The organism is Legionella sp. 227 (genome assembly GCF_043161935.1).
Classification (GTDB): Bacteria; Pseudomonadota; Gammaproteobacteria; order Legionellales; family Legionellaceae; genus Legionella; species Legionella sheltonii.
This window is the reverse complement of the sequence record NZ_CP171154.1, coordinates 2855544-2871975: the sequence shown is the minus strand read 5'-3', so window position 1 is coordinate 2871975 and position 16432 is coordinate 2855544. Positions and strand designations below refer to the sequence as shown.

Below are 16432 nucleotides of genomic sequence, written 5' to 3'. Positions count from 1 at the left end.
GTGTTACAGCAGGATTTCTCGCTTCGCGGGGATTTCTTTAGCACTCTTCCTCAACCTGCAATTCTAAAATGTTCCCATATAATCCATTTTTCCAATAGTAACACCCAAACTTCTTAAGATGTCATAGGCTGTCGTAATGTGAAAGAAAAATTGCGGTATTCCATAATGTAAGAGATAGGTTTGGCCAACAAATTTTCGTTCTTTTGGTGTACCCGGACGAATAATAATCTCTTTCGTCTCACTGCCATTAATATGTTCTGGAAGAATGCTGGAAAGAAAGAACAATGTTTTTTCGATACGGCCACGCAATTCAAAAAATGTTTTCTCGTTATCTTCAAAAGCAGGCACTTCCATATCTGCCAAACGAGCTGCAACACCTTTAGCAAAATCAGTCGCAATCTGTACTTGACGGGTGAAATTGAACATATCTGGGAAAAGGCTTGCTTGTAAAAAAACATTGGGATCCATTTTGTTATTATCAATATGGGCTTGTGTTTTTTCCAAAATTGCATTTAATGCAGTAAGCATTTGTTTGAAAACCGGTACCGAAGCGGAGTACATTGAAATATTTTGTTTCATCCTTTTTCCTTTCTATTAAAATTCAGCTGCGAATTGCAATAAAGAATATTATCCGAAGATCGTCTATTATAAAATCTATTATTTATTGAATTCAGATTTCATTTTATGACCTCAAAAATCTTACTCATTACTGGCGTTATTTTACTGATAACAGGTATTTTTTGGTCATTTATAAAAAAAATGGGCCTTGGGAAATTACCAGGTGATGTCATAATTCAGAAAAACAACTTCACTTTTTATTTTCCTATTACTACCTGCATCCTGATTAGTCTCGTTATTACGCTTATTTTTTGGTTTTTCAATAAATAGTCATTACTTGAAATCATTGACAACAATTTAATAACAATGATAAAAACATCACACACCCTAACTGATTAGGTATAAAAATGACTAAATTTTACGCTTTTCTTTTGATGGGTTTACTCGCTGGTACAAGTTTTGCCAAACCGTGTGTTAGTACACATAGAAGCTGTCTTAAACTTAAAAACCAAAATGCTCAATCTGCAAAAATTGAATGCAATTGGTTGAATGCAGTGGCTTCTGTAGGTAACTCACAGGGTTCGACGCAATTGGATTTAAGCTATGGCGATGGTCTTGGTGCTCCCGAACCGAGGCAGCTGTCTTGCAAACTAACAACTGGGCAGACAAAACAAGGTTTTGAGTTTCATAATCCCTATTGGGGCTCACTAATCGAATTTAATCTCATTTCGGAACGCATGCTTGAAGTGTACGTAACTGATGGATGGAGCTCCAAGGAAACACGTTATACATTTAGTTGGTAATTTTGACCAGGTTGGGCACTGGCCCAACCTGCATCTTAATTATTCGCCCAGAACATCACTCTTAGTTATGTGTAGCCAGGCTAAAATCCCCTCTCAGCGGATCTTGACGATAAAACTGGGCCAGTAAAATATAAATCTCAGGATAATACTGTTTTATTATTTCGGGTTTTTCGAAAAATAATTCAGAAAATACTGCAAAAAATTCCGATGGTGATGTAGCAGCATAAGGATCAATCGGAATAGGCTCGTTTTGTTGAAATCGATTGACCAAATCATTATAACCTGAATTAAAAACCTCAGCCCAATGTGCCGCAGACATTCCTTTATGAAGCGGAGGAAATCCATTCGCTCGACCATTTTGCATATCCAACTTGTGCGCAAACTCATGTATCACCACATTACGGCCATTATGTCCACCATGATGTTGTGCATCGTCCCAAGAAATAATCACAGGCCCACGTTGCCATGATTCACCGCTTAAATGAGCTCTCCCTAAATGTTCTATTCCAAACTCATCGATTACCTTGTTTTCTCGTGAATACGCCCCGGGATAAATTATGACTGAAACCCAACCTTCGTACCAATCAAGGCCAAGGTTCAAAATAGGAAGACACGCCTGTAACGCAATACTTAACTGCATAGGAGTGGTTATCTGCAGATCGCCCACCCCTTCCAATGATTTGTAATAAAGAAATAAAATGGCTAATCGCTTTAATTTTATCTTTTCTTGTTCACTCAAGCGTCTCAATAAAAATAAATTATGAAATGCCTCATTCCACTCATCATTCGTTATAAATGAATGACGTATGATTCGCTCATACCACCATTCCTTTATCCTGCGGAGCATTATGCCAACCGTATTGAAATAAAAAAAGGGAATATCTCTTTTGAAAAAACACGATTCTGTCTTTTGATAACATCAAATAATATTCTTATTTTTTTCTTTAGTTGCATTGCTTTTTCTTCCCTGATTGTCTTCGTTCTTTGAGTGATATCTTGAGCTGCATCGCTCAATACTAATCTAAATCAGCATTCTGTATCCGTCTTCTCCTAACCCATGCCCCTCAACTTGAGAAAGATTTAAATCCCTATCTTGACTGGTAAAATGTACTGGATCAGCTCTACCTAAAACATAAGCACTTAAATCAGCGTATTCAATTGGCTTATCATCAGATTGCATCAATTCTTTGATTGCATTAAATCTCGATTGATTCAATGCCTTAACTAATGCTAAACCAGACGCAGTTGTCTTATAAAAGCTATAGCTGTACCGGTCTCTTTGTAATGCAATTGCAAGGATGTCTCTCAGTATAAAACTCAACTGCTCTTCAGTATAAAATGTTCCATGTTCCAGCTCAGTTTGAATTTTACTTAATAGTTGTCCTTTTTTACCTTGTTTGCTTTCAACGGTCATATTATTTTGGATAACTTTCATTAAATCAGATAAGTCTGCTTTGGTTAATTGATTTCTTTTCTTTTCTAAATGGATTCGTTCCGGTTCTACTTTTAAACATAATTCATCGGGATCATTAGACCTTGTATCAATAAGTTCACGGTGCGTTTTATTTAGATATTGGGCGGTATTCGAAACTGTTATTTTAGAACCATCCTGCGAATGTAACTTTCTACTTTTAGGAATAATATTCTTAATAATATTTGTCAGAGTTTGTGTCCATTTATTTCGCTCTCGTTCAAACTCGTTAATAATCTCAGATTGCTCAACATTTTCTCCCAACTTTGCCAAGCTGCCCACTCGACCCAAGAATTGGTACATAATTGCTTTACTGAGTTTCCTAATTACAGGAATGACATCAACCCCATAAATCAAATGTTTCGCATCATTCTCTTTGTTAAGATCCTGGAAAGCCTTTAAATGAGCTCCTAAAATAACCTCTTCTCTCACTTCGCAATGTTTGGGATAAGTAGGCCTTATGGGTATATGGAATTTAGCAAGAACTTGATCCACAAATTCGCCAGTATCATCACCTACCTCAAGATAGGGATAAAGTGTTTCAACATAATTTAAGTTTTTAGAGCCAGATAAATCAACCGTACGATTAGCCAATGAATATTTAAAAAAATCCAAAAAAGCCGTGTAAAATAAATTACCTGGTACAGGATCTAAAAGAAGTAGATTCGTTTCCAGATGAAAGCGATCAACTTGGGATAATTTGAGGGTTGCCAAAATCGCCGCGATTCCACCTCGACTTAAGCCAATGCAGTTTAACTTTACTTTATATCCGTCTTGAATGAGCTTTTTGACCACTTCGACAACTTGATCACTTTGCTCCTCCAATCCGACACCAAATAAAACCCCTTTGTAACCATAATCAATACCACAACCATTAAAACCCATTTTATAATGAGTAGCATCTTTATCTTGATTAACCTCTTTGGCTGAGCGGATACGTTGTCCCTTACAATCCTCCATCAAAACCCGATGCAAATGGGTATGAGGTTTTTCAATTTCGTAGATAGTTCCTTCAAAGATGGCGGTTAAGGTGATTTCTTTCATTAGGTATCTCTTTTAGCAGGCAATTTTGTGTGTATTCTAACAACTTCAATGAACAATTAACAATCATATTAATCACATTTTGAATTCCAAATCATTTAACTCAAAATATTTAATATCAATCACTTAGAGAAGATTTTTCTTCAATTTTCTTATGTGGGGTTGTTTTCATTGTATCAGTTTGATTTAATCAGCATTTAAAATATTTACTTTGTGGAAATTTTAAGCTCTAAAATCGAACCTTAGAACGAATACAAGAATTGAAAATGAACTCCAACCTTACAATGAATAAGTCACTCGTTGGCCTAATAAACAAATTAAACAAACAATTCAATGATCTTGATTTGCATTTACATGCAGTGCAACACCAAAAGCAAGAACTCGAACATCAAATTCAACACATTGAAGAGCAAATCGATCAAATTGTCCCTAACTCGCTCACTGTGAATCCGGAAATTGAAATCAATTGGCTTAATTTCGTCATGCAGCAGCAAGAAAAAAAAGAAGCGATGACTCTAGATCTTAAAAACTGCCACGAACTCGAAAGTAAATTAAATGAAAAAATTAATCGCGTTAAAATGGAATTAAAAATGATAGAGCATTATTTAAAACGAGAAGAGAACCCTCAGAAAAGGAGGGCTTAGTTAACAAAGACAATACCCTCTCGTACACTCTTCATCTGTATTCCGCTCAGCAGCCTTCATCTCTTGTACTGCTTCTGTTGTACCAGAAGTTTCTGAAGCTGCAGCAATTAATGTACTCATTGATCGAGTAGCTATAGAGAGTAAACTGTGAGGAAAACTTATTATGGCCAGTAAAGCACCCACAGCGGATGTTAAAAGAGCTACTCCGGTAAAATTGAGTACGAATCCAGCTAATTCAAGTACATTGTTTCGGAGCTCTACAGCACCAAATATTTCAGCGCCAGCAGCAATAAGGTATATCCCCATACAAGCAACAGCCGAAGCCATAAAGGCAAACGCAGAAAACCCCGCAAGCACCAGGCCACAAAATGGATAAAAACCAGGGGCAATTAATTCGCCTCCGAACTCACAAACATTTTCATAGGGAGTAAAAAAACCAGGGCGCTTTCTGTACGTTTCAACCGATCTATTTTTGATCTCTTTAATGGTTTGTCCATCAAAAATGTAATAGAGTTCTTTTTCACCGAGTAAAAAAAGCATCAATATCCTCCTCCCCGCCTTTCTCCCAAAGCGAGCTTTGTTGAATTTAAGATCAATCCCACAAGGGGAATTCATTCATCAGTTGGACATATGTCCCATTTGATTGGTGCCTTCCCAGGAATGACAAATAATTTTTTTTGCAGTGATCATATTTTTCCAAGCCATTCACAAAGTCCACAATAAAGAGGGAATTTTTTGTTTATCTTAAATAAGCTTACTAGTCTGGATTTCAGTAGTAGTAGATGCCTCATTCATACATTCAAGCACATCAGCACCAACGGTAGCGAGACTACGAGTAGCCAACGTAATTAAAGAGCATGGAATACTCAAAACCGCCAATAAAAGGCTTGATGCTGCGTTTGCAAGCACATAACCGGTAAAAGATAAGAATTGGCTGGCAGCAGTAAGCCCATCATTGTGTAATGGAGTGTAACCCAATACTCCAGCCCCTATGCCAACAAACCAACTTCCCAGGGCAGCAAAAGGCAAAACCACGCCCGCTATAATTCCAACTAAACCTAAAGCCGCAAATCCTAACGGATAAATAGCCGGCGCGATTAAACCGCCAACAAATTCTTTACCCTCTTGGTAAGGCATAAAAAAGCCTGGACGCTTTTTATAAATCTCAATAAATCTTTTTGCTTCACCTGACAATAAATGATTGGGATCATCCCGATCATTAAGTACATAGCTAATCTCATCTAAACTTATCAATCCTAACATACATCCCTCATTGCGTTTAGTTTTTGCCCATGCTAAAGAGATGATTTGTTGATGTCAATTTATTAATATAAAAAATTTAAGCCGAATACTGAATTGAAATTCATTCCCCAGTCAATGAGCAATCATTAGGCCTCACTCGACGTTTCTAAACTCACGCCATTCCCGCCTGCGCAAGTAAAAATATCCAATAGGCTATTAAAAAATCAGATAAAATTGTTCAAAAAATAGGATCATACTTCAAGCTCAATCATCGGTCTCATAAGAATTAATTCAACCCCAAATGATAACTATTAACCCATTTTGTGTTATTATTAGCAAATATACACATGCTTTTTGGTGTAAGATGACCTATAAATACAACCAAGGTAGTTTTACTTGCAATAAACCTGAATTGTTCATGGCGGTGTGCAAATATAAAGGTCACTCGTATATGATTGTTGGGGTTAAGGATTCTAAAACGCAAGAGCAACTTGTCCTTGCAACCTTTGGACGCAAAGGTTTTTTTGGAACCCTCTTGTCGACGGAAAATATGCCCAAAAAAAGTGAAAGCCTTATTGAGATGCAAGCCTTTACTATTTCCGTAAATCAATATGCGGATCTAATCAAGTTCTTAGCAAAAATGAAAAAGAATCAGAGCTCAAATGCTGCGATCTTCGCTGTACCCTCCGCCTGGGTTGAAGCAGGACCAGAGTCTGGAGAACAAGTTAGTTTTACCTGGTTAAATCCCGATAAAAAAATCGAAGACCTAATTGATCCGAAATCAGATCAGGCGAATGATAATGGTTATAACTCAGATAAAATCAAGCAGGGAATTTCCTTGGATACCAATTGTAGAACTACTGCTAAGTATATCACTCAAACCACGATGGGAATTGACTCATTACCTAATGTTTCTTCCCTTTTTTTCACTTCTCTTCCCTTTAAAGCAAAATTATGTGACGGTAAGATCAAAGATAGACTATTTATATATCCCCCTCCTTTGCCAGTACACCAAAATCCTGAAGATAAAGCACAATGGGACATTTTAAAAAAAATGTACGGGAGAATGGATAAAATCGCTAAATCGGCATCAGGTAAAAACATGGATAGCAGTCATGAAAAATTTGATTTAATAAAAACCCTCTATCAAGAACAGTATAATAAATTGACACAGGGAAGACATAGCATTAACGACTTATTGGGTGATATTCAGCGCTATATATCTCAAGACGCCAATGCAACGATTATTGATACGCCTCGAAGATTTGCGATTTTTAAAACGTCCACAAGAAAAATGTTTGAACAAATTCAAGAGGAAAACCCGTTTCAAGATGACGCTCCAAAAGCCAATTCATAGAAATATGGCTCACTTAAGTTTTTAATTTTTTAGGGGGTACTATGACACTCGCTACCCAACCTCCTCCCAGAGCTTTGACCAAACCCACGGCAGAAACCATTTGCAGGCCATCTACTTGTGTTGCTGCCTGTTCTGCTGCAAGTGCACTGATCTGAGCAGTAAGGACATTAGCATAAGTAACAGTTCCTGCCTCATATTGATTTTTAACAATTTTGAGTGCGAAAAGCGCATCGGCTGCTTCTTTATCTTGAACTAGACTTTGTTGTTCCAAAAGACGTAAAGAAATCAAATTATCCTCCACGTTTTGAAAAGCAGAGAGCACTACTTGCCGGTAATTGGCGATCTGAGCCATGTATTGTGCTTTTGCCGCCCTCACTCCCGCAGAACGATAGCCTCCATCTAAAATAGTTTCTGCCAGTTGAAAACCAGTAGACCAACTGATTGCAGGTTTGTGAATCAGTTGATGAAAGCTGTGCCCAGCAGCACTAATGGTTCCAGTCAGAGTTAAATTAGGAAAATAGGCAGCAACGGCGACTCCAATTAACGCACTGGCTTGTTGCACCAAACGCTCGGCTTGTGCAATATCAGGCCTTCGTTCCAGCCAAACGCTAGGGACTTGCAAGGGAATGGGTGGTGGTTTTAATTTAATAATCACAGGTTTTAGCGAAAAATAAGCAGGTGGACGTCCCATCAATACAGCAATTGCATGTTCGTATTGAACGCGTAAAATACCGTTATTAATCGCTGATGCTTGAGCCGATTCAAGCTGGATTTGAGCTTGAACCACATTGGCACGTGATACAACTCCCGATTTGTATTGATTTTTTGTAAATTGTAAAACGTTTCTATAAGCAATCACCGTATCATCTAGATACTTTTGCACCTTATCCAATGTACGTAATTCAAAATAATATTGTGCTAAAGCACCTTGAGCGGATAAACGCGTCACACCGATCAATGCCTCATTAGATTCTGCTACAGAAAGATCTGCCTCTATGGTTCGACGCACAAGTCCCCAAAGATCGGGTTCCCAAGTTGCATTCAAAAAAGCGGTATAAATTGTTGTGATTTTTGCTGCAGGTACAATATTGGTCGTTGCCGTTCCTGTAGTTCCAGAGGTACTGATAATGGATGTGGACCCTCCAGCTTGACGTTGTTCAAATAAACTAAAGGCACCAACTAGCGTGGGATACAAACTTGCCCGAGCCTGGTCAACAATTGCGAGCGACTGTCGGAAATTCGCCTCAGCATTCACAATACTTTGGTTGTAGTGATACAACTGATTCTCCAGATCATTCAATACTGGATCATTAAAAACCTTCCACCATTCACCTCTGTCCCTATCATCCTGGGGCTGGATAGGTTTCCAATTTTTACGCTTGGTTCCAATTTCTGTTTTGCCTTTGGCTTCTTTAAAATGTGGCGGTACTACAAGTTTTGGAGGTACATAATTAGGACCGACCATACAAGAAGAAAATATGCAAGAAGACACCGCTAAAAATAAAAAAAGCTTGAATTTCGTAAAAGATTGTAGCGATCTTAATCGTTTATGAGTGGCCATAGGCACCTCGTAACTTAAATCGTTTTATAAAATGACGCACACGTAATCCTGCAGTATCCATTGCCAAATAAATGACTGGGGTAGTGTACAGTGTTAACAGCTGACTTACGATTAAGCCACCAACAATTGCGATTCCAAGCGGTCGCCGTAATTCAGAACCCACACCAAAGCCGATGACCAGAGGCATAGCGCCTAATATAGCCGCCATAGTAGTCATCATGATTGGACGAAAACGTAATAATGCTGCTTCATAAATCGCTTCTCGCGGTGATTTATTTTCCTTGCGTTCAGCCTCTAAAGCAAAATCTATCATCATAATGGCATTTTTTTTCACTATACCAATAAGAAGGATCATTCCAATAAGAGCAATAATACTTAAGTCTGAATGGAACAACATTAAAGCCAGTAATGCACCAACCCCTGCTGAGGGTAAAGTAGATAAAATAGTGATCGGATGAATCAAACTTTCATAAAGCATTCCCAACACAATATAAACAGCGAGAATAGCACTCATAATCAAAAATTTTTCATTCGCAAAAGACTCCTGAAATGCTTGGGCTGTTCCTTGAAATGCCCCACGCATCGTTGGGGGTAAATTCATTTTATTAATGATTTGCGTCACTTTATGTACCGCCCCACCTAAAGAGGTACCTGGAGCTAAATTAAACGAGAATGTTGCTGCTGGTGCCTGACCTTGATGATTGACAGACAACAAAGTCGCCCCTTGTTCGAAACGCGCAAATGCAGATAAAGGGACTTTATTGCCATCAGGGGAAATAACATAAATTTCCTCCAACACTTTGGGATATTGCCAATATTTTTCCGCCACATTCATTACTACGTAATATTGGTTCATGGGCATATACATCACTGAAATTTGACTTTGCCCAAAGGCATTATATAACACGTTATCAATTTGCTCCGGTGTAAGCCCAAAACGAGAAGCGGTGTCATGATCTACATTTACAAGGACTTGCAACCCATGATTTAGCTGATCATTATTCAGGTCAACAATCCCATGTAGTTTTGACAAGTTTTCCATAATTAGGGGTGTCCAAGTCGCAAGATCCTTTAAATTATCAGCCGACACGGTGTATTGAAATTGTGCCGCACTCTGTCTCCCACCTAGAGTCAAATCCTGCGCTGCTTGCATGTAGAGTGTTGCCCCAGAAATATGAGATAACTTCGCTCGTAACCTGTCCTTCAACTCATCTGTAGTCTCTTTATTGAGTACAGATGACTTCATCATAATAAATACAGACCCAGTATTTGCCGTATTATTCCCTGGACCGCTCCCTATAAAAGCAGCTACATTTTCTACTGCAGGATCTTTACGAATTTCAGAAACAAATTGAATTAATTTTTTTTTCATTGCATCAAATGAAATATTTTGATCAGCCTGTAATGACCCCACAATTCTGCCGGTATTCTGTTGGGGGAAAAAACCTTTGGGAATGATAATAAATAAATAAGTAGTCAGTAAAATAGTACCCAAAGTTATCACTATCATGAGTATGGGGTGGTATAATGCCCAACGCAGGCCTCGTGCATAATGCATTCTGATATATTCATTAAAACGTATAAAAAAGTGATCCTTTTCACCCTCATCTGCATCAAGCATTCGTGAGCACATCATTGGCGTCAAAGTTAATGAAACAGCCATAGAGATAATGATTGCCAGTGAAAGCGTAACCACAAACTCACGGAATAGACGTCCAACTATTCCCCCCATCAGCAGGATGGGAATAAAAACTGCAACTAATGAAATACTGATTGATAATACAGTAAAACCAATTTCTTTAGATCCATCTAAAGCTGCCTGAAATGGTTTTTTACCCATGCCAATATGGCGAGAAATATTTTCAAGTACAACAACCGCATCATCCACTACAAAGCCAGTTGAAATGGTTAATGCCATCAGTGATAAATTATCAAGACTGTAGTTTAATAATTTCATAACTGCGAAGGTACCAAGCAAAGACAATGGTACAGCAATTCCAGGAATCATCATGGCACGTATGCTGCCAAGAAAGAAATAGGTAACAAAAATTACCAAACACATTGCAATTAGTAAGGTAATTTCGACATCGTGCAATGATGTTCGAATTGTTGTTGTTCTATCCATTAAAATATTTAATTTAATGTCACTGGGAATTGACGCTTCAAGTTGCGGCAACATTGCTTTTATGCTGTCAACTGTTTTGATTATATTGGCGCCTGGCTCTTTAAACAAAACCAGCAAAACAGCAGGTTTTCCATTAGAGATACCCGCATTATGAACATCAGCAACTGAATCAATAACATCAGCTACATCAGAAAGCCGCACTGGTTGATTGTTATAATAACTAATAATAAGGGGAGCGTATCCGGCCGCCTTGAGTATTTGATCATTACTCTTAATTGTTGAGGCTAAATCTTCACGAATTAATTGACCTTTTGCTTGGTTTAAATTAGCAGCAGCAATTGCATTGGCAAGTTGCGTCAATCCTATTCCATAACTGTTTAATGCAGTCGGATTGATTTCAACCCGTACAGCAGGTAAAGAGCTTCCACCGACGTTCACTTGCCCTACTCCTTCACTTCGCAAAATTTTTTGTTGCAAAAAAGTAGATGCTACATCATACAATTGGCCAGGGCTTTTTTTATCTGAGGTCAAGGCAATAATCATAATCGGCGCATCAGCAGGATTTACCTTGCGATAGGTTGGGTTATTCGTCAAATTCGTGGGTAATTGACTTAAAGAGGCGTTAATAGCTGCCTGTATGTCCCGCGCAGCTCCATCAATGTTACGCGATAAATCAAATTGAACCGTTATCATCGATTGTCCTAAGGTACTCGATGAAGTCAGTTGAGTAATTCCCGCAATGAGCCCAATCTGACGTTCTAAGGGAGCGGCTACTGAAGTGGCCATTACTTCCGGACTTCCGCCCGGTAACTGAGCTTGAACTGTAATTGTGGGAAAATCAATTTGTGGTAAAGGAGCCACAGGTAAAAAATTAAATGCGAGGATACCCGCAAAACTCAGTCCAAAGGCAAGTAATATTGTTCCTATGGGTTTATGAATAAATAAAGAGGATAAATTCATACCTCTCCCCCCACTTTATCCGTGTTACTGCGATAACTCATTACTTTGCGTGATAATCGATCAAACGTCAGATAGATAATCGGAGTTGTGTACAAAGTAACTAATTGGCTAACCATTAGACCACCAATAATCGCAATTCCTAATGGGCGTCGTAACTCGCCGCCGATACCGTTACTAAGGGCTAAAGGGATTGCGCCTAGCATTGAAGCCATAGTCGTCATCAAAATCGGTCTAAAACGTAATAGCGCAGCCTCATAAATTGCATCTACAGGTTTTCTTTTGTACTCACGCTCTTGTTCAAGCGCAAAGTCAATCATCATAATGGCATTTTTTAATACAATACCGATTAATAAAATAATGGCAATTAAAGCAATAATACTGAACTCATTATTGGTGAGATACAATGCTAACAAAGCACCCATTGTAGCTGAGGGTAATGTAGACAAAATAGTTAAGGGATGGATATAGCTTTCATAAAGCACTCCCAAAACAATATACACGACGACAACTGCAGCAACAATCAACCATCCTTCATTCGCAAGCGCATTTTGAAAGCTTTTTGCCGTCCCTTGGAAATCAGCAGTTATACTCAGAGGTAAATCAAGATTTTTCCTCATCTCATCGATTTGTTTTACTGCCTCTCCTAATGAACCATTCTTAGAGAGATTGAAAGAAAGTGTAGCTGATGGAAATTGGTCCTTATGGGCAATGACTAATGGCCCTACAGTTTGTTTCACACTGGCAATAGTCTTAATAGGAACTGAGCCACTGGATGTAGTTATAGATGAGGATACCGAGCCTGGGGTAATAAGCGCTCCTAATGAATTAACCGTTGGATAATTTATCCCTGGACTTGAGGCGTTCGTTACTGAGGAAGTACGAGGAGAAGAATTATAGACTGTGGAATTGATATAGATATTATCAAAGGCAACGGGTTCCTTTTGTAACTCAGGCAAAACCTCCAAAACAACTCGATATTGGTTTCGTTGGGTAAACATAATCGATATTTGCCGCTGGCCAAATGAATCATAAAGGGTATCATCAACCATTTGCATGCTGATTCCGAGGCGATATGCCGTATCACGATCAACATTCAATTCGGTGACCAAACCTAGATTTTGTTGATCCGAGTTGACATCTTTTAACGCCGGTAACTTTTGCATGCGTTGCAACATTAATTTTGACCAATGGGTCACTTCCTGAAGGTCAGGTCCATTCACACTGTATTGAAACTCAGTGCGACTTGTTAAGGTATCTATCGTTAAATCCTGGACTGGCTGCATGTACAATGTTGCACCAACCACATTTCTTACCTTAGATTGCAATCGGCTTATGACTTCAGCCACACCGGGACGTTCATCAAAAGGTTTAAGATTAATAAGAATCCGCCCACTATTTAAAGTTATATTGGTCCCATCAATTCCAATAAATGAAGACAAACTTTCTACAGCAGGATCAGAAAGTACCGCTTTTGCTAACGCTTTCTGACGATTCGCCATTTCTTGAAATGAAACGGAGTCAGCCGCAACAGAAATGCCTTGAATCACCCCAGTATCTTGAATAGGGAAAAAACCTTTAGGAATAAGAAATAACAAAATCCCAGTGATAATTATGGTAACAAAGAAAATGACTAGAATTAGTGGTTGGCGTGATAAAACCCAACGCAAAGACAATTTATATTGTTCAATAAAATAGTTTAAATTTTTTTCGAGAAATTTTTGTAAGTCATTATTTTTGCTTTCGCTTTCTGGCTTTAAAATGCGAGAACACAACATTGGAGTCAAGGTTAAGGAAACGAATGCAGAAATTGCAATCGTTATCGTTAAAGTCAAAGCAAATTCTCGAAATAATCTACCTACAACATCCCCCATAAACAACAAAGGAATGAGAACCGCAATCAGTGATATAGACAATGAAATTATTGTAAAACCAATTTGTTCTGCCCCTTTTACCGCGGCGACTAATGGTTTTTCACCATGCTCAATGTAGCGCATAATATTTTCAATCATCACAATCGCATCGTCGACCACAAACCCTGCTGCAATGGTCAATCCCATTAAAGTCAGATTGTTAAGACTGAATCCTAATAAATACATTAGCCCTAGAGTACCTACAAGCGCCAGAGGTACTGAAATACTGGGAATAATCGTTGCAGGTAATTTTCGTAAGAAAAGGAAAATGACCATAACCACTAACGCTACAGACAATAGTAATTCGAATTGAACATTTTTTACCGATGCCTGAATGCTAACAGTACGGTCAGTAAGTACCTTAATTTCCATTCCCGCAGGAATTGCGGATTGCATTCGACTCAATAGATGTTTAACCCGTTGAGCCACTTCAATCACATTGGCCCCAGGTTGCCTTTGAACGTTTACAATAATCGCAGGCTCATTATTCATCCATGCTTCCTGCATGGTATTTTCCGCGCCATCTATGACATGAGCTATATCAGATAAACGAACTGGAGCACCATTTTGATAAGATACAATTAGAGGACGGTACGCTTCTGCAGACAACAATTGATCATTTGAATTAATTGTATATGCCAACCGAGGGCCAGAAAAACTCCCTTTTGCTGTATTCACATTCGAAGCCATAACAATAGCGCGCAGATCTTCTAGAGTTAATCCATAAGCAGATAATGCATTAGGGTTAGCTTGAATACGTACTGCAGGCCGATGCCCTCCTCCCAAACTGACTAATCCCACACCGGTTAATTGAGAAATTTTTGGAACCAAACGAGTCTCAGCATAATCCTCAACTTTTGTTAAAGGGATTGTTTTTGAAGTCAATGCTAAAGTAAGAATTGGTGTATCTGCTGGGTTTACTTTGCTATAAACGGGGGGATTTGGTAAATCAGCAGGTAAATAACTACTCGCTGCATTGATTGATTGTTGGACTTCTTGTTCGGCAACATCTAATGAGAGATCGAGTTTAAACTGTAACGTAATAATCGATGAACCATATGAACTATTTGAGGTCATTTGCTCCAAGCCTGGCATTTGTCCAAATTGTCGCTCAAGTGGTGCAGTAACCGTGGTGCTCATCACGTAAGGACTCGCTCCTGGATAAAAAGTAGATACTTGAATGGTGGGATATTCCACATCAGGCAAGGCCGAAACAGGCAACAATTTATAAGAAAGGACTCCGCTCAAGAAAATAGCGAACATTAACAATGAGGTGGCTATAGCTCTTGCAATAAAGGGGCCTGAAATACTCATGCGATATTGCGGGTTATGGATTCATTAGGCCTCTTTCGAATCTCTATTGCAGAGGACCACTGCGTCTTCGGTACAGTACTCGAATCCTCATTTACTGAGGTATACATTCCGGTTATGTGTTTTGCTCCTCCTGACACTGGTCTGTCCAAAGCGAATTTAGATAGAGGTTTATTACCTGCTTTTTGAACTGGCTTGCTGGAATGCTCTTTTTGGACAAATACCGCCGAACCATCCATTAATTTATCGGCACCATTTACGACTACTTTTTGGCCTGGCAGCACACCGCTTTTGATTACAGTATAATCACCACTGGTGGGTCCCATAACCACAGTTTGTGCAGTCACGGTATTATTTGCATGAATCACATAAATAAAATCTTTTTTGGTTGCGTGTTGTATTGCCGCCGTGGGCACAACGGTCACTTGTTTCAAGGTTTCAATTAAAATTTTTACATTAACAAATTGATTTGGAAATAATTTATTTTTTTCATTGTTAAAAATCCCTCTTAGCCTTACTGTTCCAGTAGTTGTACTGATTTGGTTATCCAAAGCCAACAATTTCCCTATTCCTAGCAAGTTCTTCTGTTGTCGATCATAAACTTTCACTTGCATCTCTTTTCCAGCATAAGCCTGAGGTGCAATTTGTGGCACATAATCTTCCGCAACAGGGAAAATTACGGTAATGGGATTATGTGTCGTGATCACTGCAATACCTTGGGTATTTGACGTTTGCACAAAATTACCGGGGTCAACCAAGCGCAAACCGATTCGCCCATCGATTGGGGAAGTAATATTACAATAGATAAGATTGATTTTAGTACTCTGAATCAAGCCTAAATCAGTTTTAACATTACCCTCATATTGCTCTACAAGTGATTGCTGGGTCGCTAAGGTTTGTTGGGAAATAGAGTCTTCTTTCCATAATTTTTGATAACGCTTTAAGTCAATTCGGGCATTGGCTAATAGCGCCGAATCCCGCTTGAGATCCCCTTCATATTGAGTAAGCAATGCCTCATAAGGACGTTGATCAATTTGGGCAAGTAGCTCCCCTTTTTTAACCAACTGCCCTTCTCTAAAAAGGACTTTCATTAATAACCCATTGATTTGGGTTTGCACTGTCACTGTATAAACCGGCGTTACCGTACCCAGTGCTGGAGCATAAATGGGTACATCACGAGTGGAAGAAATTCCAGCAACAACAGGAATAGGTTTGGGAGCGGTATTTTTTGATTTTTTAGTGGCGATATAAAGCCATAATGCTGCAACCAAAGTAATGCAAAGGATGACTAGTCCTAAGAAATTATCTGCTGAAACACGTTCTTGCCAACGCCTAGAAATCACCGTTTGATTATGCTTCGTAGGTGATTTTTTTTCTTCCATAAAAACCAGTTTCCTTGAGCGAAAATGAAGAAAGTCATCATAACGAATTTTCATGAGGGTAGCAAAA

At 38.7% G+C, this 16432-nt stretch carries 13 protein-coding genes; 4 read left to right on the top strand and 9 right to left on the bottom strand.

All coding sequences use genetic code 11. The features are described from left to right. Positions 1-63: 63 nt before the first annotated feature. Positions 64-579 carry a DUF1993 family protein gene (locus ACF8MK_RS12435; protein WP_392536932.1) on the bottom strand — a complete coding sequence of 172 codons (516 nt, stop codon included), beginning with the start codon at positions 577-579 and terminating at the stop codon, positions 64-66. A gap of 105 nt (positions 580-684) precedes the next feature. Between ACF8MK_RS12435 and ACF8MK_RS12430 the strand changes: the two genes are divergently transcribed. Beyond that, complete coding sequence (locus ACF8MK_RS12430; RefSeq protein WP_392536931.1) at positions 685-888, top strand: DUF2905 domain-containing protein; 204 nt, start codon at positions 685-687, stop codon at positions 886-888. 77 nt (positions 889-965) lie between these two features. Then, positions 966-1361, top strand: coding sequence for a hypothetical protein (locus ACF8MK_RS12425; protein WP_392536930.1), 396 nt, complete (start codon positions 966-968; stop codon positions 1359-1361). A gap of 61 nt (positions 1362-1422) precedes the next feature. On the opposite strand, the gene ACF8MK_RS12420 is transcribed toward ACF8MK_RS12425, so the two are convergent. Further along, positions 1423-2208: a zinc-dependent peptidase gene (locus tag ACF8MK_RS12420; protein WP_392536929.1), complete on the bottom strand. Its 786-nt coding sequence runs from the start codon at positions 2206-2208 to the stop codon at positions 1423-1425. A gap of 174 nt (positions 2209-2382) precedes the next feature. Then, positions 2383-3876: a hypothetical protein gene (locus tag ACF8MK_RS12415; RefSeq protein WP_392536928.1), complete on the bottom strand. Its 1494-nt coding sequence runs from the start codon at positions 3874-3876 to the stop codon at positions 2383-2385. A 263-nt stretch (positions 3877-4139) separates the two neighbouring features. Between ACF8MK_RS12415 and ACF8MK_RS12410 the strand changes: the two genes are divergently transcribed. Further along, a complete protein-coding gene (locus tag ACF8MK_RS12410; protein WP_392536927.1) occupies positions 4140-4517 on the top strand; it encodes a hypothetical protein in 378 nt (125 codons plus the stop codon). Here ACF8MK_RS12410 and ACF8MK_RS12405 read toward each other — a convergent pair whose 3' ends face one another. Together ACF8MK_RS12405 and ACF8MK_RS12400 are read right to left on the bottom strand one after the other, a co-directional pair. Then, positions 4518-5057 (bottom strand): hypothetical protein, encoded by a 540-nt coding sequence (locus ACF8MK_RS12405; RefSeq protein WP_392536926.1) that lies wholly within the window; start codon positions 5055-5057, stop codon positions 4518-4520. Positions 5058-5261: 204 nt separating this feature from the next. Further along, complete coding sequence (locus ACF8MK_RS12400; protein WP_392536925.1) at positions 5262-5780, bottom strand: hypothetical protein; 519 nt, start codon at positions 5778-5780, stop codon at positions 5262-5264. A 343-nt stretch (positions 5781-6123) separates the two neighbouring features. Between ACF8MK_RS12400 and ACF8MK_RS12395 the strand changes: the two genes are divergently transcribed. Then, a complete protein-coding gene (locus tag ACF8MK_RS12395; RefSeq protein WP_392536924.1) occupies positions 6124-7116 on the top strand; it encodes a hypothetical protein in 993 nt (330 codons plus the stop codon). A gap of 13 nt (positions 7117-7129) precedes the next feature. Here ACF8MK_RS12395 and ACF8MK_RS12390 read toward each other — a convergent pair whose 3' ends face one another. The 4 genes from ACF8MK_RS12390 to ACF8MK_RS12375 are packed head-to-tail and all read right to left on the bottom strand — an operon-like array spanning position 7130 to position 16365. Continuing rightward, on the bottom strand, positions 7130-8677 hold the full coding sequence (locus tag ACF8MK_RS12390; protein ID WP_392536923.1) for an efflux transporter outer membrane subunit: 1548 nt from the start codon (positions 8675-8677) through the stop codon (positions 7130-7132). Then, positions 8664-11762: an efflux RND transporter permease subunit gene (locus ACF8MK_RS12385; RefSeq protein WP_392536922.1), complete on the bottom strand. Its 3099-nt coding sequence runs from the start codon at positions 11760-11762 to the stop codon at positions 8664-8666. The genes ACF8MK_RS12390 and ACF8MK_RS12385 overlap by 14 nt, the downstream gene beginning before the upstream one ends. Next, on the bottom strand, positions 11759-14986 hold the full coding sequence (locus ACF8MK_RS12380) for an efflux RND transporter permease subunit (RefSeq protein WP_392536921.1): 3228 nt from the start codon (positions 14984-14986) through the stop codon (positions 11759-11761). The genes ACF8MK_RS12385 and ACF8MK_RS12380 overlap by 4 nt, the downstream gene beginning before the upstream one ends. After that, positions 14983-16365, bottom strand: coding sequence for an efflux RND transporter periplasmic adaptor subunit (locus ACF8MK_RS12375; protein ID WP_392536920.1), 1383 nt, complete (start codon positions 16363-16365; stop codon positions 14983-14985). Before ACF8MK_RS12375 ends, ACF8MK_RS12380 begins: the two co-directional genes overlap by 4 nt. Positions 16366-16432: the final 67 nt, after the last annotated feature.

What these genes read in the sequence shown, in the direction of transcription:
- ACF8MK_RS12435 (WP_392536932.1), bottom strand. Translation starts at nt 579, where the DNA reads ATGAAACAAAATATTTCAATGTACTCCGCTTCGGTACCGGTTTTCAAA.
- ACF8MK_RS12430 (WP_392536931.1), top strand. Translation starts at nt 685, where the DNA reads ATGACCTCAAAAATCTTACTCATTACTGGCGTTATTTTACTGATAACA.
- ACF8MK_RS12425 (WP_392536930.1), top strand. Translation starts at nt 966, where the DNA reads ATGACTAAATTTTACGCTTTTCTTTTGATGGGTTTACTCGCTGGTACA.
- ACF8MK_RS12420 (WP_392536929.1), bottom strand. Translation starts at nt 2,208, where the DNA reads ATGCTCCGCAGGATAAAGGAATGGTGGTATGAGCGAATCATACGTCAT.
- ACF8MK_RS12415 (WP_392536928.1), bottom strand. Translation starts at nt 3,876, where the DNA reads ATGAAAGAAATCACCTTAACCGCCATCTTTGAAGGAACTATCTACGAA.
- ACF8MK_RS12410 (WP_392536927.1), top strand. Translation starts at nt 4,140, where the DNA reads ATGAACTCCAACCTTACAATGAATAAGTCACTCGTTGGCCTAATAAAC.
- ACF8MK_RS12405 (WP_392536926.1), bottom strand. Translation starts at nt 5,057, where the DNA reads ATGCTTTTTTTACTCGGTGAAAAAGAACTCTATTACATTTTTGATGGA.
- ACF8MK_RS12400 (WP_392536925.1), bottom strand. Translation starts at nt 5,780, where the DNA reads ATGTTAGGATTGATAAGTTTAGATGAGATTAGCTATGTACTTAATGAT.
- ACF8MK_RS12395 (WP_392536924.1), top strand. Translation starts at nt 6,124, where the DNA reads ATGACCTATAAATACAACCAAGGTAGTTTTACTTGCAATAAACCTGAA.
- ACF8MK_RS12390 (WP_392536923.1), bottom strand. Translation starts at nt 8,677, where the DNA reads ATGGCCACTCATAAACGATTAAGATCGCTACAATCTTTTACGAAATTC.
- ACF8MK_RS12385 (WP_392536922.1), bottom strand. Translation starts at nt 11,762, where the DNA reads ATGAATTTATCCTCTTTATTTATTCATAAACCCATAGGAACAATATTA.
- ACF8MK_RS12380 (WP_392536921.1), bottom strand. Translation starts at nt 14,986, where the DNA reads ATGAGTATTTCAGGCCCCTTTATTGCAAGAGCTATAGCCACCTCATTG.
- ACF8MK_RS12375 (WP_392536920.1), bottom strand. Translation starts at nt 16,365, where the DNA reads ATGGAAGAAAAAAAATCACCTACGAAGCATAATCAAACGGTGATTTCT.